Origin of the sequence: Parabacteroides distasonis (assembly GCF_004793765.1) — a bacterium.
Lineage (GTDB): Bacteria > Bacteroidota > Bacteroidia > Bacteroidales > Tannerellaceae > Parabacteroides > Parabacteroides distasonis_A.
The window spans coordinates 47791-69389 of the sequence record NZ_SRYM01000016.1 but is presented as its reverse complement, the minus strand read 5'-3'; the positions used below and the strand labels follow the sequence as shown (position 1 = coordinate 69389).

Genomic DNA, 21599 nt, shown 5'->3' with positions numbered 1-21599 from the left:
TCATTAAATTAAAGTTTAATGATTAGAAGAGGTTCACTATCTTTGTGGACCTCTTTTTTAATTTAATGATATGTGGAATAATCGTATTGAGTTCTTACTCGTTAGTTTCTTTTGTGTTTGTTTATTGGCTTTTACCGGTTGCCAAACGAAAAAACAATCGGATCATTATGTCGTAGTTTTATCAATGGACGGTTTCCGCTCTGATTATCCCTCACGTGCTCATACTCCGACGTTGGATTCTTTGGCGAATGTAGGGGTTCGCTCCACGTTTCGCCCGTGTTATCCCAGTGTAACTTTCCCGAATCATTATAGCATGGCTACCGGATTACACCCGGATCATCATGGTTTGGTAAATAATTTCTTTTATGACGCGGAGCTTGATAGTTCATATCGAATGGGAAATCTTGATCCGCAATTTTATGGTGGAGAACCTATTTGGAATACGGCGGAGCGCCAAGGGGTTCGTACCGCTTCGTTCTATTGGGTAGGTAGTGAGGTGCCTTTGGCGAGTGGGCAGCCTTCAATATGGAAGCCGTTTGATAAATCGGTTTCTTTTTCAGATCGTGCTGATTCCGTGATCTCTTGGCTGAAGTTGCCGGAAGATATACGTCCTCATTTGATTATGTGGTATATGGAAGAGCCGGACGCGATAGGCCATTCCGCTACCCCTGATTCTTCAGCAACCTTGGATGTCGTGGAGAACTTGGATAAAGTCTTGGATCGTTTTTTCACTGAAGCCCGTAAGTTGGATATTTTCGATAAGATCGATTTTATCGTTCTTTCGGATCATGGAATGGCCACTTATTATCCTGAGAAATATGTGAATTTGAATGATTATCTACCCCGTGATAGTTTCGATTATGTTTTTGATGGCGTTCCTACATTATTATATCCAAAGAAAACCTATGTGGATACTGCCTATGCGATTTTACAGAAAGTGCCGAATATAACTGTATGGAAGAAAAACGAGATCCCTGAGAAATTTGTTTACGGAAAGAATCCTCGCGTTAGTGATTTAGTTGTTTTTCCACATATTGGAACGTATGTGCAATTCCGTGAGAAATCATCTCCCCATTATGCGGCGACACATGGTTACGATAATTTTACGCCGGAGATGGAGGCTATATTTTATGCGGCAGGTCCCTCGTTCAAGAAACATGTAGAGGTTCCGCAAATGGCGAACGTGAACCTTTATTTGATGATTGCGCGCTTATTGAATATAGAGCCCGCCCCAAATGATGGGGATAGCGTTGTCGTCCGGCAGTTATTTAAATGATAGGATTTCCACAGGACTTCATGATTGGATGATTTACTGCAACCGCCGTGCAGTAATACCGCAACCGCCGTGCAGTAATACCGCGACGGCCTTGCAGTAACACTGCACGAACCTTGCAGAAGTACTGCAAGACCAGTTGCAGTAATGTTACTCTATTGATATGCGAGTGTCATCTCGATTTCCTGTAGTCCCCGGAACAAATCATCCTTGAAGATTTCATTGCGAAGAAAGTGAAATCCTTCGCAATGAAATATCATAATGTCATTTAAAAATAAAAGTTGGTACCCGGACAGAAGATAGGATGGCTGCTAGTGTTATCAATTTCAATCTTATTTTCTCTAGCGAGCCAACCGATAGCGGACCATAGATCCGCATCTGTTAGAGCGGATTTTGCCCTCAACGCCTCAAAACTCCAATGTTGGCCATCTGAAAGTAAATTCCAGATAGCTCCTGCATTTAATCCGATCGATCCTTTTGTCATGATAAAATCTGTTTTTATGTTTATGGTATATAGTGCTTATATTGTATATAACAGATAATATCCGGTAAAAGTATGTTGCGTTAAGATAAATAATCTAAAAGACAAAATCTCTTGATGCGTTGAATTTTATTCCTTGAAGTCAGCGAATATGGATTCATCATATACATTGTGTTCCTTTTTATCGTGGAATGGATACCATACTTGGGCAAAGAACGGATTTCCTTTAGCGATCTCGTCGTAATTCCAAGGGAGAGGTAAACACTCCGGGCACCAATGACCTCCTAATAATACTAATGTGGGAGAGGCCTTAAAATGGTGACCGAATTGGCATTCCCAATCGAGAGGAGTCGATAAATCTCCTTTTGTCATGGCCGGTGACAAGCATTTTCCTCCCCTGAATTCCGCGGCTTTACGCATATCCTCGATATCCCATTCCGATTTGGGCTTACTTTCATCATAACCATGATCCAGAAAGACGGGTGTTTCGGAGGGGCGTTCTGTCCGGATCTTATCCCAACCGGGGATTGCTTGCCAATCCTCATACGAGCCAAAATATGCGGATATACGATCTTGGTGTCTGTTCTTGATCCAGTTACGGGTTCCCAGTCCCGGCTTTTTAGCGATGGCTCCCATACCCAGTTTTATGAAGATAGGAGGGACGATCTTTGCCAGGTGGAAATACCAAGGGACTTGGCTGGCCATCCATTTGAAATAATCGTCGCAAGTTTGGTTACCGCGGAAATGCAGATATCCTTCCAATAGGTCGGAATCGGTATACCATTGTCCGTGGAAATTACGGATAGCGAACCAGTTCGGTTCGAATATTTTCTCTGGGGCGGGACAGCCAATCGCTTTTAGCAATTTACTTTCAAACTCATAATTCGTCAGGCGGAAAGACGGGCCGCTACTAATGTTATAGAAACGGTTCCAAAACTCATCCGGCACCTCCTCCTCGCATACATTCGCTAGTAAGCGACCGGAATCCTCGGCGGTAGCCCATTCCAACACGCCATCTAGCGGTACGTGGAATGTGATTGGATCCGAACCCTTGAATAATAATTCGGGGCATAAGATACCGGTTTGGCGAAGGCACGCCCAATGTTTAATACCCGACTCCACGAAAATACGTTCGGCTATTGTCTTAGAGATGGCATAATGATCATAGACACTTATATTGATCGGATCTCCCGTACGTCCCCAATGAACCGGTGCGTTACGGTGGCCGGTTTGCGCCACGGAGCCGATATAGACTACCTTGATCTGATCTGCGTTTGGTTGTGCTTTTACGGCATCCACGATATATTGGGCGGCGGCGGTGTTTACTTTCAAGGTCTTTTTAGGGAAATAATCTGCTGCCGGGGAAACCATTCCACCTACATGCAATACGTAGTCCGCCCCCGTTACTCCATTTAAGACATCTTGATAATTCGTCAAGTCTCCCCAAACAATACGGATCCCTGCCACGGTCTCATAGGCGGCCAATTTCTCTTTGTTGATTTTGCTCGAACGAACCAAGAGTGTTATATTAAAACGATCTAGCCGCTTGGACAACTCGACCAATCCGGCATGCCCCATCGTCCCGGTGGCTCCGGTCAGAAAGACGGTCTTTTTACTTTTCATGATATAATAAATGTATAATAAAAGACTTAGGATACTATTGGGTAACGAAGATATATAAAAAAAAACTCCCAACCAATAGATTGAGAGCTTTTGTAGTGGATACGAGAATCGAACTCGTATTACATGCGTGAGAGGCATGTGTCCTAACCGTTAGACGAATCCACCGATTCATGTTTTGTTACCTTCTTGTAGTGGATACGAGAATCGAACTCGTATTGCATGCGTGAGAGGCATGTGTCCTAACCGTTAGACGAATCCACCAAAAGTTGTCAACTTTGTTTTGTTCTGACGCTGCAAAGGTAGGCATATTTTTGAAATAGGCAATAGATTCGACGAAAAAAAGTGTGCGTATCGTCTCTTTTCTGATTAAAAAGAAGGATGAAGTGACATTCAAATCATCAAAAGTACTCAATCAGTGTTGCTTTTTCATGCCTTTTTCATTGTTGATACTGTTTATTTATTCTACCTTTGCCTACTGTAATATTTGATAGTGAACATTACTAATACCAGTTTAATAAACAACTAATATTATGGCAGAACTAAAAGAAAAACTTTTCTCAGAATTCGCTCCTGTGTCTACTGAAGAGTGGATGGCGAAGATAACGGCCGACCTGAAAGGGGTTCCGTTTGAGAAAAAGCTTGTTTGGAAGACAGGCGAAGGGTTTAATGTAAATCCTTTCTATCGTGCAGAAGACATCGAGGGGTTAAAGACTACAGAGTCTCTTCCCGGTGAATTCCCTTATGTTCGCGGAACGAAGAAAGACAATGATTGGAAGGTACGCCAGAACATTGAAGTTTGCTGCTTCAAGGGTGCTAACGAGAAAGCACTTGACCTTTTGACGAAAGGTGTTACTTCTCTTGGTTTCATCATCAAAGGTGATGAGGTAAACGAGGAGAACATCGCTACTTTATTAGAAGGTATTTGTCCGGCTTCCGTAGAATTGAACTTCAACACTTGCAACTGCAAAGCGGAGAAGTTGATCGGCATCTTGGCTGACTACTTCAAAGGTAAGGGTGTCGACGCAGAGAAGTGCTACGGTTCTGTAAACTATGACGCTTTCAAGAAACCTTTAGTAAAAGGTAAAGAAAACAGTGAGTGGGTAGAAGGTGCCGCGGCTGTGCTCAAAGCTGGACAGGCTTTGCCTAACTACCGTGTATTGGCTGTAAATGCGTTCCTTTTCAACAATGCTGGCGCTTACATTTCTCAGGAATTAGGTTACGCCTTGGCTTGGGGTAACGAATTGATGGCTAAACTTACCGAGGTTGGTTTCACTGCTGACGAGGTTGCCAAGAAGATCAAGTTTAATTTCGGTATCAGCTCTAACTACTTCATGGAAATCGCTAAGTTCCGTGCGGCTCGTTGGTTGTGGGCCGAGATCGTAGCCGCTTATAAGCCGGCCTGCGAATGCGCTTGCAAGATGGTTGCTCATGCACAGACTTCAGAGTGGAACATGACAGTTTACGATGCTCACGTAAACTTGCTTCGTTCTCAGACGGAGGCTATGTCTGCCGCTCTTGCCGGTGTAGACTCTATCACGGTTCGCCCGTTTGATAAGATTTACCAGACTCCGGACGATTTCTCTGAGCGTATCGCACGTAACCAACAATTATTATTGAAGGAAGAGTGTCACTTGGATAAGGTTGTTGACCCGTCTGCTGGTTCTTATTATGTTGAGGTATTGACGAATTCCTTGGCCGATGTAGCTTGGATGTTGTTCTTGGAGGTTGAGGAAAAAGGTGGATTTTCCGTTGCGGTGAATGCTGGTGAGATCCAGAATGCTGTTAACGCTTCGAATGTGGCTCGTAAGAAAGCGGTTGCTACCCGTCGTGAGATCCTGTTGGGTTCTAACCAGTATCCTAACTTCACGGAAGTAGCTGCCGATAAGATTCAGGAAAAAGGTTCTTGCTGTTGTGGCGGTGGTCATTGTGGAGAGGCAACGATCCCGGCTCTTGATTTCTCTCGCGGTGCTTCTGAGTTTGAGGCTTTGCGTATGGCGACAGAGAAGAGTGGCAAGACTCCGAAGGTATTCATGTTGACGATAGGAAACTTGGCGATGCGTTTGGCTCGTTCACAGTTCTCCGCTAACTTCTTCGCTTGTGCCGGATATAAGATAATTGATAACTTAGGCTTCGATACGGTTGAGGCTGGTATTGAGGCTGCTGTCAAGGCGGGTGCCGAGATCGTGGTTCTTTGTTCTAGTGATGACGAGTATGCTGAATTCGCACCTGCCGCTTACAAGGCTTTGGCCGGACGTGCCGAATTCGTTGTAGCAGGAGCTCCGGCTTGTGCAGACGACTTGAAGGCTCAAGGTATCGACCAGTTCGTAAATGTAAAGAGCAATGTGCTTGAGACATTGAAAGCATTCAACGCTAAATTAGGAATCGCTTAAGTATAAACAATTATGAGACCAAATTTTAAAAACATAGATATAAAGAATGCCGGATTCGCAGCTACAAACGCTGCTGAATGGGCAAAAGCCAATGGCATCGAGCCCAATTGGAAAACACCCGAGCATATCGAGGTGAAACCTGTATATACAAAAGAAGACTTGGAGGGTATGGAGCACTTGAACTATGCTTCCGGTTTGCCTCCTTATCTACGTGGCCCGTACAGCGGTATGTACGCTATGCGTCCTTGGACAATCCGTCAGTACGCAGGTTTCTCTACCGCAGAGGAGTCTAACGCTTTCTATCGTCGTAATTTGGCTTCCGGTCAGAAAGGTTTGTCCGTTGCGTTCGACCTTCCGACTCACCGTGGTTACGATGCTGACAACGAACGTGTGGTTGGTGATGTAGGTAAAGCGGGTGTATCTATCTGTTCCTTGGAGAACATGAAAGTGTTGTTTGATGGTATTCCTTTGAACAAGATGTCTGTTTCCATGACCATGAACGGTGGTGTGCTTCCGGTATTGGCATTCTATATCAATGCGGGTTTGGAGCAAGGAGCTAAGTTGGAGGAAATGGCCGGTACGATCCAGAACGATATCTTGAAAGAGTTCATGGTGCGTAATACCTATATCTACCCGCCCGAGTTCTCTATGAAGATTATCGCCGATATCTTCGAGTACACCTCTCAGAAGATGCCGAAGTTCAACTCTATCTCTATCTCCGGCTATCATATGCAGGAGGCTGGTGCTACGGCTGATATCGAGATGGCTTATACGTTGTGTGACGGTATGGAATATCTTCGTGCCGGTATCAATGCCGGTATCGATGTGGATGCGTTCGCTCCTCGTTTGTCTTTCTTCTGGGCTATTGGCGTGAATCACTTCATGGAGATCGCCAAGATGCGTGCGGCTCGTATGTTGTGGGCGAAGATCGTGAAAAGCTTCGGCGCTAAGAACCCGAAATCATTGGCATTGCGTACACATAGCCAGACTTCCGGTTGGTCATTGACCGAGCAAGATCCGTTCAATAACGTAGGACGTACTTGTATCGAGGCTATGGCCGCTACATTAGGACATACACAATCTTTGCATACGAACGCATTGGATGAGGCGATCGCTTTGCCGACCGACTTCTCTGCTCGTATCGCTCGTAATACACAGATTTACATTCAGGAAGAGACTAAGATCTGTAAGGAAATCGACCCGTGGGCTGGTTCTTACTACGTAGAGTCTTTGACGAATGAGTTGGTACACAAAGGTTGGGCGTTGATCCAAGAGATCGAAAGCATGGGTGGTATGGCGAAAGCTATTGAGACAGGTCTTCCTAAGATGCGTATTGAGGAAGCTGCCGCTCGTACACAGGCTCGTATCGACTCAGGTGTTCAGACTATCGTTGGTGTTAACAAATATCGTTTGCCGAAGGAAGATCCGATCGATATCCTTGAGATCGATAATACAGCCGTACGTAACGAGCAGATCGCCGCTTTGAAGGAGTTGCGTGCTAACCGTGACGAAGCAGCTGTTCAAAAAGCTTTGGCTGATATCACGGAGTGCGTGAAGACGAAGAAGGGCAATTTATTAGAGTTGGCTGTTAAGGCTGCCGGCTTGCGTGCGTCATTGGGAGAGATCTCCGATGCTTGCGAGGTGGTTGTAGGTCGTTATAAAGCAATCATTAGAACTATTTCAGGCGTGTATTCATCAGAAACTAAGAAAGACGCAGACTTCCAGAAAGCTTGCGAGCTTTGCGAGCAATTCGCTAAGAAAGAGGGCCGTCAGCCTCGTATCATGATCGCTAAGATGGGTCAGGACGGACATGACCGTGGCGCTAAGGTTGTCGCTACCGGTTACGCAGACTGTGGTTTCGACGTAGATATGGGACCGTTGTTCCAGACTCCGGCCGAGGCTGCCCGTCAAGCTGTAGAGAACGATGTTCACGTAATGGGCGTTTCTTCTTTGGCCGCTGGTCATAAGACGTTGGTTCCGCAGGTTATCGAGGAGTTGAAGAAATTAGGTCGTGAGGATATCATCGTTATCGCTGGTGGTGTAATCCCGGCTCAAGACTATGACTTCTTGTATAAGGCAGGTGTTGCCGCTATCTTTGGCCCGGGTACTTCTGTATCGAAGGCTGCTTGCCAGATCCTTGAGATCTTGTTAGGCGAATAAGTAGCGTTTAAACCTTACGGTTTTTAAATAAAGTGAGGCTGGACAATTGATTTTGTCTGGCCTTTTTTAGTATTGTATGCGGGTTTATGTACTTTTGTAGCGATTATTCGATTAAAAGGGAAAGAATCATGGGAATTGTTATAGGTATAGATGTGGGAGGTAGCACGACCAAGATCGTCGGTGTGGAGGATAAGAAGATCAAGAACCCGATGTTTGTGAAAGCTACCGATCCGGTAACCTCTTTATTCGGGGCCTTCGGTAAATATATTTATAATAATAATATTTCGCTCTCGAATATAGAGAAAGTGATCTTGACTGGTGTAGGTAGTGCTTATATTGATCAACCTTTATATGGTTTACCAACTGCGAAAACGGATGAGTTCCTTGCAAATGGGCTAGGGGCGCAATATAATACGGGACTGGACAACCTGTTGGTGGTCAGCATGGGAACAGGTACTTCCTTTGTCAAGGTGCAAGGCTCCACTGTCAAGCATATCGGAGGATTGGGGATCGGTGGCGGAACCATCCTCGGCTTGTCTAAGCTATTATTGAAAACGCATGACTTTCATCAAGTAGCGTCTTTGGCTGAGCATGGTTCCTTGAATGATATAGACTTGCATATCCGGGATATTACGCTGCATCCGCTACCCGGCCTGCCGCTGGATGTGACAGCCTCTATTTTTGGAAAAGCGGACGCAAACGCTAAGGTTGAGGATACCGCTCTTGGCATCGTTCATATGGTCTTGCAGACAATCGGGCAAGGGGCTGTTTTTGCCTCGTTGAATGGCGATATCAAGAATATCGTCTTGATCGGCAATCTGACTCGCTTGCCGCAATGCCTGGATATTTTTCCCCGTTTGGAGGAGATGTGTGATGTCCATTTCAAGATACCGGAGTATGCCGAGTATCGTACGGCTATTGGGGCGGCTTTATGCTATATCCGGAATCGGGAATATAGGGACATTTTTTGAGGAAAGTGTTAGGCCACATCAAAACTTTATGTATCTTTGCTACATGCTTTGTTCCCTTTCGGCAATCGCCAGATAGGGATTAAAAGGGAATCGGGTGAGAATCCTGGACAGTCCCGCTGCTGTAAGCTTCATAAACGGGTTGAGCAATACTGTTGCCACTGTTCATTCAAGTGAATGGGAAGGCGCTTAAGACCGGAAGTAAGTCAGAAGACCTGCAAAGCGTGTATATTTTCGACGGCTTCGAGGAAAGGCCGGAAGAGAACGCAAGAGCCGTATCCGGTTTTTACTATTCTTTATCCAACGTTTTCTTATCAGGTCGTCTCATGGTATCGGATAATTATTTTGCCATAATAATTAGGGAAAGAAGCATGAATCTGGCCGGCGGGATGAGCTCCGTGTGTGAGATGCATGCTTTCTTTACGTTTAAAAGGCTGGGGTATTCCGTGAACACTCTATAGAGAATATTTGTTTATTATTAGAAAAGTGCGTTTATTTGCAACGAGTAATTAACAAAAGAAGTATGAATATGAAGAAAATTGTGGGACTTGTTATGGTTGCCTTGCTAGCGTTGATGGCGCTTCCGGCGAACGCTCAGCTTAAATTCGGTATCAAGGGAGGTGTGAATATATCGTCTGTCCATTTCAACTCGGACGTGTTGAAAGCGGATAACGTAACCGGCTTCCAAGTGGGGCCGATGATCGAGACGACCTTACCGTTGGTCGGTGTCGGGATCGATGCGGCAGTATTGTATTCGCAAAAAGGTTTGGAGACGACTTCGGCTGGCGGGGTGAAGACTTCGATGAAGACAGATTATATCGATGTTCCGGTCAACTTGAAATGGAAATTCGGGTTGCCTATTGTCAAGGCGTATCTGGCAGCCGGTCCGTATATCGGTTTCCGTGTAGGTGGTGATAAGTTTTGGGATATCCCAGGTTCCGTAGCGGATCAGGTGAAGGCGAAGAATTTCAGCGCAGGTCTGAACTTCGGTGCCGGTGTGGAGTTGATCAGTCACTTGCAGGTGGGTTTTAATTATGGTCTGGGACTGACTGATAATTATAGCATTGAGAAGGTGAACCTCTCCGATGGTGCCGGAAAGAACCGTGGATGGTCTATCACGGCAGCGATCTTGTTCTAAATAGATGAAAATAAAATGAGAGAGGCTGGGCTTTAGAAGTCCGGCCTTTTTTGTTATTTTTGGGCTCGTAATGAAACACCTGTTTGAATGAAATACGCGGACGTCATACTTCCCCTTCCTTTGGAGAATAGCTATACCTATCGGATACCCGAAGATTTGGAAAAAGCCGTGACTCCCGGTTGCCGAGTGATCGTGCATTTCGGGAAGAAAAGATACTATACGGCCATCGTCATGGAGGTACACGATCGGGAGCCGGTATCCGATTTCGAGACGAAGGAGATCTACGCCTTGCTGGATGCCATGCCGGTGCTCCGCCGTCCGCAGCTTCGTTTTTGGAAATGGATATCTTCCTATTATATATGTAAATTGGGTGACGTGTATAAGGCGGCCTTGCCTTCCGGCTTAAAGCTGGAAAGCGAGACAGCGGTTACTTATAATGAGGATTTCGAAGCCACCTCCCCCTTGCGTCCGAACGAGCAAGCGGTACTGGATGCCTTTAGCGGGGTCTTGAAATTGACGATCTCGGAGTTAGAGAAGAAGACCGGCCTCCGAAATGTTGTCCCGATTGTCTCTTCCTTGATGGTGAAAGGGGCGGTCGAGGTGAGTGAGGAACTGAAGCGAGGATTTGTTCCCAAGACACAGGCGTTTATCCGTTTGGCCGAGGCTTACCGGGATGAGACGAAATTGCAAGCGGTATTCGAGGAATTGAAACGAGCGAAAAAGCAAGAGCTTCTGTTGGTCAGTTTCTTGGATTTGAGCCATACGTTGAATCCCGCTTTATCGAAGGAGCTTTCCAAGAAAGAGCTATTGGAACGCAGTGGTTATACCTCTACGGTATTGGAGGGGCTGCTGAAACGGGGTATCTTGGAGAGTTACGAGAAAGAGGTGGGTCGTTTACAAGTATCCGTCTGCCGCTTGCAAGAGCCGAATCCGCTCAGCCCGGCGCAAGAGAAAGCCTATGGAGAGATCCATGAGGCTTTCAAGACGAAGGAAGTTTGCCTGCTTCACGGAGTGACTTCCAGTGGCAAGACCGAGATCTATGTCCGTTTGATCCATGAGATCTTGCGGCTGGGGCGGCAGGTTTTATATATGTTACCGGAGATCGCCATCACGACCCAGATCACGGAGCGGCTGGCGAAACTTTTCGGGGATAAGCTATTGGTCTATCACTCCAAATTCTCGGACAACGAGCGGGTGGAAGTTTGGAATAAGCTATTGCATAGCGACGAGCCTATGCTGGTATTGGGGGTCCGCTCTTCCCTCTTCCTTCCGTTTAAGGACTTGGGCTTGATTATCGTGGACGAGGAGCATGAGAATACGTATAAACAGCAGGACCCGGCACCCCGTTACCATGCCCGTAACGCTGCCATTGTCTTGGCGGGTATGCACGGCGGTAAGACCTTATTGGGTTCCGCCACTCCCTCCATCGATTCCTATTTCAATGCTACGGCGGGGAAATACGGTCTGGTTGAGTTATCTACCCGCTATGGCGATTGCTTGGTGCCGGAGATTATCACGGTGGACGTGAAGGAGCTAAAGCGCAAGAAGATCATGAAAGATACCCTTTTCTCCCCGCTGTTGGTGGAGAAGGTACGGGAGGCCCTATCCCGGGGCGAGCAGGCGATCCTGTTCCAGAACCGTCGGGGATTCGCCCCGATGATCGAGTGCCGTGGTTGCGGATGGGTGCCTCATTGCGTGAATTGCGATGTGAGCCTTACCTACCACAAGGCGCATAATCAATTGGTTTGTCATTATTGCGGTTATACCTACCGCTTACCGCAGGTATGTCCCGAGTGTAAAGGGACGGAGTTCAAGATGCAAGGCTTCGGTACGGAAAAGGTGGAGGAGGAGATCGCCGGACAATTCCCCACGGCGAAAGTGGAGCGGCTGGATTTCGATACGGCCCGTACCCGTACGGCTTACGAGCGGATCATCGCGGATTTCGAGAAGGGGAAGACACAAATCTTGATCGGTACCCAGATGTTATCGAAGGGACTGGATTTCGGGAATGTCAGCGTAGTAGGAATCTTGAGCGCCGATAGCTTGATGAATTTCCCTGACTTCCGGGCGCACGAGCGGGCTTATCAATTGATGGTACAGGTTAGCGGACGTGCCGGCAGGCGGGACAAGCGAGGCACGGTGGTCTTGCAGACTACCCAGCCGGAGCATCCTTTGATCCGTATGGTGCAGCATTTTGCTTATAAGGAAATGGTGAGTTTGCAATTGAGCGAGCGTAGTATGTTCCGTTACCCGCCTTACTACCGTTTGATCGTCTTGATCCTTCGGAGCCGGAATGCGGAGGCTTTGCAGGAGATGTCCGCTTTATACGCCGAGAAACTTCGTGCCCGTTTGGGTGAGCGGGTGTTAGGGCCGGTTACGCCGCCTATCACCCGGGTACAGACGCTTCATATCAAGAAGATCGTCTTGAAGATCGAGATCTCTGCTGGGATCGCTCCGCTTCGTGAGATATTGGAGGGGATTCATGCGGAGATGCAGGGATATGCGCTATTTAAGCAGTTGTTGGTTCATTATGATGTGGACCCGGCTTGAGAATTGAAAATGGAGAATTGAGAATTGAAAATTAAAGGAAAGGAGCTTAGGGATGAAGGAGGAAAAGATACGGTTGTTGTTTGTGTGTTTGGGAAATATATGCCGTTCCCCTTCGGCGGAGGCGGTAATGAAGAAATTGGTGAAGAATGTGGGGCTGGAAGCTCGGATCGAGATCGATTCCGCCGGGATCACTGGCTATCATGAGGGAGACCGGGCGGATTCAAGGATGCGGGCGCATGCGGCTCGCAGGGGATATTCGTTGGATTCGATCTCCCGTCCGGTACGTCAGTGGGACTTCCATGATTTCGACTTAATTATAGGCATGGACGACCAGAATATAACGGATTTGAAGCGGATGGCTCCCGATCTGGAATCCGTCGCTAAGATACATCGAATGACTGAGTTCTCCCGGAATAAACTGTATGATCACGTCCCGGATCCTTATTATAGCGGTGCCGAAGGCTTCGAGTTGGTCTTGGATCTATTGGAAGACGCTTGCGCCGGGTTGTTGGAATACTTGAGGGAAGAAATGGAAATACGAAAATAAAAAAAGGTTCTACGCTTATATCGTAATTCGTTTAATGTTTGTATATTGCGATGTTAATAACGAGGATGGTTAACTTTAAATTAATAGGACGATGAAGAATGAATTTCAAACATGGACAATTGCGGTTGCGCTTGCGGTTCTGACAGCTTGCTGTGATAGGACTGAGCAGGTAAACTACTTGAAGGATGCCCCTGTAGTGGCGATGCGCGTGATGATCGACGGGGAAGAAATGATAGAACTAGATCCCTCCTTGTTGAAAGATACGGTGATTTTCCCTCTTAGCTATTTTTCCGAGGAACTTGAGATCATTAAATTGGATGACCGGGATGAGGCGTTGACCGGGGCGCCTTATGCCTATGTTTCGGATCATTATGTGGGTGAGGCTACCGGGCAATGGATTCAGTCCAAGACCGATGATGACGGGAATATCCAGCGGCGTATAGCCGGAGATTTACCGACCTATTATATCGTAGATAAACAGACCCTGCGTGGTGCTTACTTCGGTATAGAGAATGATTTTCTGGATGGAGAGCGATTAGAGATGCCGTTGGGACTGAACTATGGTTATTATATGATTTGTCTGGAGCCAAGTGTCTTGTCGGAGAGGATAGAGAAAGCACTCCATTCTAACCATCTCACGGAGCAAATGCGTAAACGTCTTACTGAGGTACAAGCTGGCCTTACAGAGAATGACAATAATTATCTCCTTTATGCGAAGCTGAAAAGCCGCTAGAAGTGACCTCCTTTATCTTATCCGATTACGATGCCCATCGTAAGGTTGCTAGAATGCCCATCGTAAGATGCTTATAACTGCGATTATAAGAACCTTATAATAGGCATTATGGTTCTGTGCCGATGGCTGTATGCCTATCTGCTTGATAATTATTGTTTTTTCAAGTCCGGGTAGCTGATCCGGGTATGGAACATCGTTTTCAGTTTGTCTACGAATACGCTCTTTATGGTCTCCACGTCCTTGAAGGTCAGCGGTGCGCTCTTTAGCAAGCCGTCGGCGATCTGCCCGTCGATGATCTTGTTCACCAAGGCGCTGATACTCTCTTCGGTATGTTCTTTCAAGCTGCGGGAGGCGGCTTCCACGGAATCGGCCATCATCAGTACGGCGGTCTCCTTCGAGAAGGGATTCGGGCCGGGGTAGGTGAATAGCTCGTCGTTAATCGGCTTGTCTGGGTATTGATTCTTGAAAGAGTTGTAGAAATACTTCGCCTTGCCACGCCCGTGGTGAGTACGGATGAAGCTGATAACCGCCTTGGGTAGCAGGGCTTTCTCGGCAATCTTCACGCCCTCGGTGACGTGGCTGATAATGATCTGCGCACTTTGGTCGAATGTCAGCTGGTTATGTGGATTCACGCTCGTCTGGTTCTCGGTGAAGAAGACAGGGTTACTCATCTTTCCTATGTCATGGTAAAGGGCACCAGTACGGACCAATTGCGAGTTGGCGCCGATCTTGGCGGCCGCTTCGGAGGCGAGGATGGATACCTGCAAAGAGTGTTGGAACGTACCCGGGCAAGTCTCGCTGAGCTTCTTCAAGATCGGGTTGTTGATGTTGGACAATTCCACCAAGGTGATGTCCGATACGTAGCCGAATGTCTTCTCCAGCATATATACTAATATGTAGGTGAACATGACGAGGATGAAGTTGATACCAAAGTAGAGCATCATCATCCAGTTGATTTTATTCAGGTTCGCCTCTTGAAACAACGTGAGACTCGTGTAGCAAATGGCATACGAGAGGAATATGAAGAATGCGCATCGGATCAGTTGCGAGCGTTCGCTCAGGTTTCTCAGGCTGAACGTTACGACCATGCCTGCTATGGTTTGTAGTAATAGAAACTCATGCGGGAAAGGTACCATCAATGAGCAGATCAGCACGATAATAAGGTGCGTGAAAAGTGCTGTTCGGGAGTCGAAGAAGGTACGTACCACGATCGGAACGATGGCGAATGGCAATATGTATACGTTGAATAAAGCGTACGTGACACATAGTTCCGTAAGGATGCAACTTACGAATATACAAAGGATCAAAAACAGTACGTTCCTCCGGTTATGGAATATCTTTAACCGGAAAGACCATAGGTAGAGCCAGAAACAGAACATTAGCCCGAAGACGAGCACGAATTGCCCGGCCAGTATGATACCTTGCGTCTGCGTGCCTCCGGTCTTGGCCTCGTGTACGGCCTTCAGGGAACGGAGCACGTTGTAGGTATGGTTGTCAATGATCTCGCCCCGGTCTACGATACGTTCTCCGGCTTGTACCATGCCGTTAGCGATAGATACGCTCTGTAGCATATCCTCCTTGATCTTGTCGGACATGTCGGCGGCATAGGATATGTTCTCGGTGAGGTAATTATTGATGTCACACGATTGCAGGATGGATTTGTCCAGTCGTGAGGGGCAGTTGTTGATAATGAACTCGTAGGCGGTGCGAACGGTGAAAAAGTCGCTCACGTAACGGGGCTGTGCGACGGCGTTCTCCAAGAGGTTGACACGGGAGTATTCTTCTTTCCGAAGTTCGTCCAGATCCTGCGACGAGATGATACCGTTCTTGTATAAGTTGATCAGGCTGCTCTCGATATACTGCATGTAAGCGGGGGATACTTTGCTTCGCAGGTTATTGCCGTTATTGTAGTTGGCACGCAGTTTCTCGACCTCTTGCTTCTGGATGTCGGGGTTCATGCGGTAATAAGGCTCGAACTTACGGAGTACGCTGTCTTTCTCCGCTTTTACCTCGTCGTCGGTCTTGTAGATCGGGAAATCGCTCGGAGCGGTGAGCAATCCGTACCTCCAAGGCTTGCCCTCATAGAACTGATAACGGAATTTTCCCTCCCGAGGGAAGAAGTAGGCGATAAGTAATGCGGCCACGACGAAGTAGACCACGGTCGGTATATTGTAATTCTTTTGTTTCATATGCGTTCTCATTTAGCGTCCGAAATATACGTAAAAAACTTCACTAAGCGGAAAAAAAGGCGTACTTTTGCCGTATTATTATAGAATGTAAGTATTATGACTCAAAAAAAAGTAAGGGTACGCTTTGCGCCTAGTCCTACGGGGGCGCTGCATATCGGAGGTGTCCGCACGGCTTTATACAACTATTTATTCGCTAAACAAAATGGCGGTGATATGATTCTCCGTATCGAGGATACGGATTCCCAACGCTTTGTTCCCGGAGCGGAAGACTATATCATCGAGGCCCTGAATTGGTTGGGTATCAAGTTCGACGAGGGTGTGAGCTTCGGCGGCAACTACGGCCCATATCGCCAGAGTGAGCGTCGTGAGATCTACAAGAAGTATGTCGATCAATTGCTGAACGATGGCCATGCTTATATAGCGTTCGATACGCCTGCCGAGTTGGAGGAGAAACGGAAGGAGATCGCCAATTTCCAATACGACGCCTCTACCCGTTCGCAAATGCGCAACTCATTGACGCTTTCTCCGGAAGAGGTTCAGAGCCTGATCGAGTCAGGTCATCAGTACGTAGTTCGTGCCAAGATCGAGCCGAATGAGGATATCCACGTGAACGACTTGATCCGTGGCGAGGTCATTATCAACTCTTCTATCTTGGATGATAAGGTATTATATAAATCGGCTGACCAATTGCCTACTTACCACTTGGCGAATATCGTGGACGACCATTTGATGGAGGTTACCCATGTGATCCGTGGCGAGGAGTGGTTGCCGAGTGCGCCGCTTCACGTATTATTATATCGTTTCTTCGGTTGGGAAGATGCGATGCCTAGTTTCGCCCACCTGTCCTTGCTGTTGAAACCGGAAGGTAACGGTAAGTTGAGCAAGCGTGACGGCGATCGTCTGGGTTTCCCTGTATTCCCCTTGGAATGGCACGATCCGAAGACGGGTGATGTTTCATCGGGCTATCGTGAGAGTGGCTACTTCCCCGAGGCTGTCGTAAACTTCCTCGCTTTGCTGGGCTGGAACCCGGGTAACGATCAGGAGGTGATGAGCATGGATGATTTGATCCGTTTGTTCGACCTGTCTCGTTGCAGCAAGAGCGGCGCTAAGTTCGATTATGAGAAAGGCAGATGGTTTAACCACCACTATTTGCTGGAGAAGAGTAATGCGGAGATCGCAGACCTATTCTTGCCGATCGTGGAAAGCCACGGTATCCAGACTACCCATGCTTATGTAGAGAAAGTAGTCGGTATGATGAAAGGCCGTGTCAATTTCGTGAGTGAGTTATGGGATCTTTGCTCTTTCTTCTTTATCGCCCCGACGGAGTACGATGAGAAAACCCGCAAGAAACGCTGGAAAGAGGATTCCTCTGTTCAATTGGGTGAGTTTATCGAACAACTGCGTGCCCGTGAGCCGTTCGACGTAGAAGGTACCGAGAACGAGTGCAAGGCTTGGATCGAGAGCAAGGGATATCATTTGGGGAATATCATGAACGCCGCCCGTCTGGCCTTGGTTGGCGAGGGTAAGGGCCCCGGTATCTTTGATATCACCGAGGCTTTGGGTAAAGAGGAGTCTATCCGCCGTATCCAACGGGCCATCGAGATACTAAAATAATCATGTACAGTTTAGTGATACATCTCTACGCTTTTGTAGTGGCTTTAATCTCGCCTTTTCATAAAAAGGCGAGACTGATGCGATTCGGGCAGTGGAAAACAAATTCCATACTTCGTGAGAAGATCGACCGGAACGCTAAATACATCTGGTTCCATGCCTCCTCGTTGGGTGAGTTCGAGCAAGGGCGTCCTATGATCGAGAAGATCAAGGCTGAACAGCCGGAGTATAAGGTGCTGCTGACTTTCTTTTCTCCCTCCGGTTATGAGGTACGGAAGAATTACAAAGGAGCGGACGTGATTTGCTACCTTCCTTTCGATACGCCTTTCCGGGTGAAGAAGTTTCTGAATTTGGCGAACCCGGCGATCGCCGTATTTATCAAGTACGAGTTTTGGGGAAACTATTTGCGTGAGTTGCATAAGCGGGGAATACCGGTTTATATCATTTCCGCCATATTTCGTCCCGACCAGCTATTTTTCCAATGGTTCGGAAAGCCGTACCGGAAGATGTTATCTTATTTTGATCATCTTTTCGTGCAGGACGAGCGTTCGATGAAACTTTTGAACGAGTTCGGTATCACGAATGTGACGGTGACCGGCGATACCCGTTTCGACCGGGTGTTGGATGTCCGTAAGCAAGCTCGTGAGCTTCCGTTTATCGAACGTTTCTTGGAAAGCAAGGAGGGTAGGAAGCCGATCGTGATGGTGGCCGGCAGTTCATGGCCGCAGGACGAGGCGATCTTTATCCCTTATTTCCATGAGCATCCGGAGATGAAGTTGATTATCGCCCCGCATGAGATCCACCGGGAGCATCTCCTTGCTATCGAGGCGATGCTAAAACGTCCGTCCGTCCGTCTATCGGAGGCGCACGGGGATGATCTGGCTGATAAGGATTGTTTGATCATCGACAGTTTCGGACTCTTATCTTCCATTTATCGCTACGGACAGATCGCTTATATCGGTGGTGGTTTCGGAGCGGGTATCCACAATACGTTGGAAGCCGCCGTTTATGGGGTGCCGGTCTTATTCGGCCCGAGATACCATAAGTTTAAGGAGGCGAAGGATCTGATCGCTGTAGGTGGTGGTTTCTCCATCACGGACGATACCTCTTTCCGAACGAAGATGGACGAGTTATTGACCGATCCGACTGCTTTGGAAATCTCCGGGCAAGCTGCCGGTGATTTTGTGAAAAACAGTGTAGGAGCGACGGATCAGATCTTACGGCAAATCCATATCCGTTAATAGATAAGCCGAGTTTACTATTCGAGTGATTGTATGCCCAGACTCTTTTGATATAACAATGGAATACGGATGAGATAGATGTACGGATTAGTTAATTGAACGATTTGCGTTGTCTATCTCATCCGTGTTTTATTTTAATCCTCTTCAGCGAACATCGGGTCCCAAGCGGGAAGGCGAGTCGGTGTTTGTTTCAAGATCTCTTTTACTTGATCCGTGATGTACTTTTTGTTGACTACCAGACGGAACATATACTCATTAAACCATTGGTCTGTCATGATGAGGTGGCCGGCGTTCGCTCCGGGGCCCCAACTATTCTCGACCATCCATTTCTTTGGCTTTCCATTTGCGTCGAGGTCAACTGCCATCAAGGTCATGGCGTGTGAGGAACCGCTGGCGAATGTCTGGATACGTTGTTTCTTATCCATGCCGAATGTGGTGCCCAGCAATGAACCGTAATCGTAGAAGTTTACATCCAGAATACCTCTGTCACGATCGAAGAACTTGCCCACGTCGCAAGAGAAATACATCATGGTACTGTCCTTGATGGAAGCGATAGCCATTTGTTTGATATCCTCGATCGGAAGGTTCACGTACGTCCAGTTCTTGCCATCGTAAGCGTGGCGGTCGTAATCGATCTCATACAGTTTATAATAATCGCGGCTCGGATCGTTCATCAACATAACATAATTGTTTTTCAAATCGTCCCCGATATATTCTTGGAAGAAGGACTGAGGCGTATATTCCTTCGTCTCTACCGGATTCCCTTTAGCGTCTTTGCGAGTCCACGTGAATTTCGTAGGCGGCTCTCCCAAGTTCAATACGAGCATACGGTAAATCGTACCTAGCATCTCTGTTTTCTTTTTCTCCAGGTCCGCTACGGTCGTGCCTTTGGTCATAGACTGGTCACGAAGTTGCAAGCCGTATTCTTTCAGCTTTAATCCGATCAGGTTGCTCATGCGTCCGGTACTGTTGCTGCTGTTGGTCTCCACCATGACCTCGGCGGGAACCACGCCATACTTGGTCAAGATATCGGAGACACCCGTGAACTGTCCTCCGTCTCCGATCGGGTTCTTGAATAACCATTCCACCATCTTGTCGTCCATGGGTTTCAGACGGGTATCGATGATGCCCTGTAAGAAAAGGTTCGCTTTCTCCAATTGATCCCAAAAGAAAGAATAATTCTGGGAGAATTGGAATTCACCCATGTTGTATTTATGGATCGCCTGCGCACGAAATACGTTCAATCCCGTGAAAAGCCAGCAACGGCCCGAGGAACGTTGGTTGGAGATCCCTTTGCTCTCTACCTTATTGGAGAAGTAAGTATCCAGATTGTTCTTGCTCTCCCCATTAACGGCAAGCTTGTTGATGTCGTTATTGGTGATCGCATTACGGATCGCCTTATCGGCCGGCGTTCCTTGATAAGCCTGTTTGATTTGCTGCAACATCGCTGGTGAGATGCCTCCACCGCTTTGTTGCCCGTGAGCCGATAGCGTGATGCCTAAAGCCAAGGCCGCTATCCATAAATTCTTTTGTTTCATGATATGTAAGTTGATTAATAAATTGTGTTATTTCTTTTTAGGCCATACCAGACCGTCTTGCCGGATCTTCCATACCGTACCGTCCGATGCCGGTAACGATATCTCGTACATAGAAGGTGTCGTATGTATTTCCAGTTGATTAGCGATCTCTTGCGGGCATAGCTCGTTTGCCTTCAAGTCGTTGATGTTATCGGCATAATGCCCGAAGGTTGCGGCGAACTCATTCTGACGGTAATATAAATTACGCAAGATCCATTTCGTCTCCTCCGAAGGATGTTTTACGAAAGGAGTCTCACCTTCTCCCGCTATCTTATCCGATATTTGTACATAACCCCAATATTCGGGCATATGGATATTGATTACCCCGGTAGGTGCCCATACCCAGTTGTACTCGCGAATCTTATCCTCTCCTTGGATAGGGACTTTTACGTATTTACCGTCTTTCACGCCCGTTGTCCATTCCACGCGGGAGAAGTTCACACGTATCTGCTCACCGATTTCCGGTTTTTCTTTTCCTCTGTCCATTTGGAATACGGAAGTCCAAGGAATGAATACCTCTACGCTCCATGACTGATCCGTATCTTTCGGGTTATTCAGCGTACCGTCCACGTGAACCGCAGATTCCATTCCGGCAAACTCCCAGTTATTCAATACTTGCGGATTATCCCGATAGGGGCGGGTTAAGAACAAGTCCCATTCCGTACCCAAGGCGTTCACCTCGTACTCCAGATAATTATGGGTGTCGTTTGTAGGATTCAGGAAGATCTCGAAGTCGTTGTCATGGAAGATCACGGCGTCGTGTTCCGTGATGGTCGCCCATACGTGCGGCTCCTCCATAAGGACAGCGAAATACATTCCGTTATCATCGTAAGTCATCTTGGCCCGGGTCTGGAAGTGAGGGGCCGGGCGTTTGTCTCCTTCGATATCCACGAAGTCGCTGGTCCAAGGTATCGCGTCCCATTCCCCGGGAGATAGCTTTCCGTCGATCTTGATAGGAGCGGGAGCCTTGTAGCAAACATACGTCGGTGGATTGAATGGTGGTTGCGGCATGTACGTGATGTCTGGCCTTTGCGTACTTGGTTTCTGTACGCAAGAAAGCAATAGGAGTGCCGCCAATGGCGCTGTCGTTAAAATCGTTTTTCTCATGTGCGTTTATT

15 protein-coding genes, 2 tRNA genes and 1 riboswitch are annotated in these 21599 nt (G+C 47.3%); of the genes, 10 read left to right on the top strand and 7 right to left on the bottom strand.

Annotated elements, in window-relative coordinates:
- Positions 1-70 precede the first annotated feature (70 nt).
- Positions 71-1276 (top strand): ectonucleotide pyrophosphatase/phosphodiesterase, encoded by a 1206-nt coding sequence (locus E5342_RS07945; protein ID WP_135959153.1) that lies wholly within the window; start codon positions 71-73, stop codon positions 1274-1276.
- A gap of 265 nt (positions 1277-1541) precedes the next feature.
- On the opposite strand, the gene E5342_RS07940 is transcribed toward E5342_RS07945, so the two are convergent.
- From E5342_RS07940 to E5342_RS07925, 4 genes are all read right to left on the bottom strand, one after another.
- A complete protein-coding gene (locus E5342_RS07940; RefSeq protein ID WP_005854120.1) occupies positions 1542-1757 on the bottom strand; it encodes a winged helix-turn-helix domain-containing protein in 216 nt (71 codons plus the stop codon).
- Between the two features lie 126 nt (positions 1758-1883).
- A complete protein-coding gene (locus E5342_RS07935; RefSeq protein ID WP_135959152.1) occupies positions 1884-3377 on the bottom strand; it encodes an NAD-dependent epimerase/dehydratase family protein in 1494 nt (497 codons plus the stop codon).
- Positions 3378-3470: 93 nt separating this feature from the next.
- Positions 3471-3542, bottom strand: a tRNA-Glu gene (locus E5342_RS07930).
- Between the two features lie 24 nt (positions 3543-3566).
- A tRNA-Glu gene (locus E5342_RS07925) sits at positions 3567-3638 on the bottom strand.
- Positions 3639-3907: 269 nt separating this feature from the next.
- Between E5342_RS07925 and mutA the strand changes: the two genes are divergently transcribed.
- From mutA to E5342_RS07890, 7 genes are all read left to right on the top strand, one after another.
- Complete coding sequence (gene mutA / locus E5342_RS07920) at positions 3908-5767, top strand: methylmalonyl-CoA mutase small subunit (RefSeq protein ID WP_121736493.1); 1860 nt, start codon at positions 3908-3910, stop codon at positions 5765-5767.
- A gap of 12 nt (positions 5768-5779) precedes the next feature.
- Positions 5780-7927, top strand: a complete 2148-nt coding sequence (gene scpA / locus E5342_RS07915) for a methylmalonyl-CoA mutase (RefSeq protein WP_005854126.1) — start codon at positions 5780-5782, stop codon at positions 7925-7927.
- A gap of 128 nt (positions 7928-8055) precedes the next feature.
- Positions 8056-8898, top strand: coding sequence for a type II pantothenate kinase (coaW, locus tag E5342_RS07910; protein WP_121736495.1), 843 nt, complete (start codon positions 8056-8058; stop codon positions 8896-8898).
- A gap of 31 nt (positions 8899-8929) precedes the next feature.
- Positions 8930-9132: riboswitch (cobalamin riboswitch) on the top strand.
- 292 nt (positions 9133-9424) lie between these two features.
- Positions 9425-10033: a porin family protein gene (locus E5342_RS07905; protein WP_005867222.1), complete on the top strand. Its 609-nt coding sequence runs from the start codon at positions 9425-9427 to the stop codon at positions 10031-10033.
- An 87-nt stretch (positions 10034-10120) separates the two neighbouring features.
- Entirely contained in the window at positions 10121-12583 is a 2463-nt protein-coding gene (priA, locus tag E5342_RS07900; RefSeq protein WP_135959151.1) for a replication restart helicase PriA, read from the top strand.
- Between the two features lie 52 nt (positions 12584-12635).
- Positions 12636-13130, top strand: coding sequence for a low molecular weight protein-tyrosine-phosphatase (locus E5342_RS07895; RefSeq protein WP_135959150.1), 495 nt, complete (start codon positions 12636-12638; stop codon positions 13128-13130).
- Between the two features lie 91 nt (positions 13131-13221).
- On the top strand, positions 13222-13863 hold the full coding sequence (locus tag E5342_RS07890; RefSeq protein WP_121736498.1) for a hypothetical protein: 642 nt from the start codon (positions 13222-13224) through the stop codon (positions 13861-13863).
- A gap of 149 nt (positions 13864-14012) precedes the next feature.
- On the opposite strand, the gene E5342_RS07885 is transcribed toward E5342_RS07890, so the two are convergent.
- Positions 14013-16052: an HD family phosphohydrolase gene (locus E5342_RS07885; protein ID WP_135959149.1), complete on the bottom strand. Its 2040-nt coding sequence runs from the start codon at positions 16050-16052 to the stop codon at positions 14013-14015.
- Positions 16053-16148: 96 nt separating this feature from the next.
- On the opposite strand from E5342_RS07885, the gene gltX reads away from it, so the two are divergent.
- Together gltX and E5342_RS07875 are read left to right on the top strand one after the other, a co-directional pair.
- Positions 16149-17666 (top strand): glutamate--tRNA ligase, encoded by a 1518-nt coding sequence (gene gltX, locus E5342_RS07880; RefSeq protein WP_135959148.1) that lies wholly within the window; start codon positions 16149-16151, stop codon positions 17664-17666.
- A 2-nt stretch (positions 17667-17668) separates the two neighbouring features.
- Positions 17669-18904 carry a 3-deoxy-D-manno-octulosonic acid transferase gene (locus tag E5342_RS07875; protein ID WP_135959147.1) on the top strand — a complete coding sequence of 412 codons (1236 nt, stop codon included), beginning with the start codon at positions 17669-17671 and terminating at the stop codon, positions 18902-18904.
- A 134-nt stretch (positions 18905-19038) separates the two neighbouring features.
- Here E5342_RS07875 and E5342_RS07870 read toward each other — a convergent pair whose 3' ends face one another.
- Complete coding sequence (locus tag E5342_RS07870) at positions 19039-20442, bottom strand: C1 family peptidase (RefSeq protein WP_121736502.1); 1404 nt, start codon at positions 20440-20442, stop codon at positions 19039-19041.
- A gap of 27 nt (positions 20443-20469) precedes the next feature.
- Complete coding sequence (locus E5342_RS07865) at positions 20470-21588, bottom strand: carbohydrate-binding family 9-like protein (RefSeq protein WP_121736503.1); 1119 nt, start codon at positions 21586-21588, stop codon at positions 20470-20472.
- Positions 21589-21599: the final 11 nt, after the last annotated feature.

Excerpts from the sequence above, each read along its gene's own strand:
- E5342_RS07895 (WP_135959150.1), top strand. The coding sequence starts at position 12,636 with ATGAAGGAGGAAAAGATACGGTTGTTGTTTGTGTGTTTGGGAAATATA.
- mutA (WP_121736493.1), top strand. The coding sequence starts at position 3,908 with ATGGCAGAACTAAAAGAAAAACTTTTCTCAGAATTCGCTCCTGTGTCT.
- E5342_RS07935 (WP_135959152.1), bottom strand. The coding sequence starts at position 3,377 with ATGAAAAGTAAAAAGACCGTCTTTCTGACCGGAGCCACCGGGACGATG.
- E5342_RS07905 (WP_005867222.1), top strand. The coding sequence starts at position 9,425 with ATGAAGAAAATTGTGGGACTTGTTATGGTTGCCTTGCTAGCGTTGATG.
- scpA (WP_005854126.1), top strand. The coding sequence starts at position 5,780 with ATGAGACCAAATTTTAAAAACATAGATATAAAGAATGCCGGATTCGCA.
- E5342_RS07885 (WP_135959149.1), bottom strand. The coding sequence starts at position 16,052 with ATGAAACAAAAGAATTACAATATACCGACCGTGGTCTACTTCGTCGTG.
- priA (WP_135959151.1), top strand. The coding sequence starts at position 10,121 with ATGAAATACGCGGACGTCATACTTCCCCTTCCTTTGGAGAATAGCTAT.
- E5342_RS07945 (WP_135959153.1), top strand. The coding sequence starts at position 71 with ATGTGGAATAATCGTATTGAGTTCTTACTCGTTAGTTTCTTTTGTGTT.
- E5342_RS07940 (WP_005854120.1), bottom strand. The coding sequence starts at position 1,757 with ATGACAAAAGGATCGATCGGATTAAATGCAGGAGCTATCTGGAATTTA.
- coaW (WP_121736495.1), top strand. The coding sequence starts at position 8,056 with ATGGGAATTGTTATAGGTATAGATGTGGGAGGTAGCACGACCAAGATC.
- E5342_RS07870 (WP_121736502.1), bottom strand. The coding sequence starts at position 20,442 with ATGAAACAAAAGAATTTATGGATAGCGGCCTTGGCTTTAGGCATCACG.
- E5342_RS07865 (WP_121736503.1), bottom strand. The coding sequence starts at position 21,588 with ATGAGAAAAACGATTTTAACGACAGCGCCATTGGCGGCACTCCTATTG.
- E5342_RS07890 (WP_121736498.1), top strand. The coding sequence starts at position 13,222 with ATGAAGAATGAATTTCAAACATGGACAATTGCGGTTGCGCTTGCGGTT.
- E5342_RS07875 (WP_135959147.1), top strand. The coding sequence starts at position 17,669 with ATGTACAGTTTAGTGATACATCTCTACGCTTTTGTAGTGGCTTTAATC.
- gltX (WP_135959148.1), top strand. The coding sequence starts at position 16,149 with ATGACTCAAAAAAAAGTAAGGGTACGCTTTGCGCCTAGTCCTACGGGG.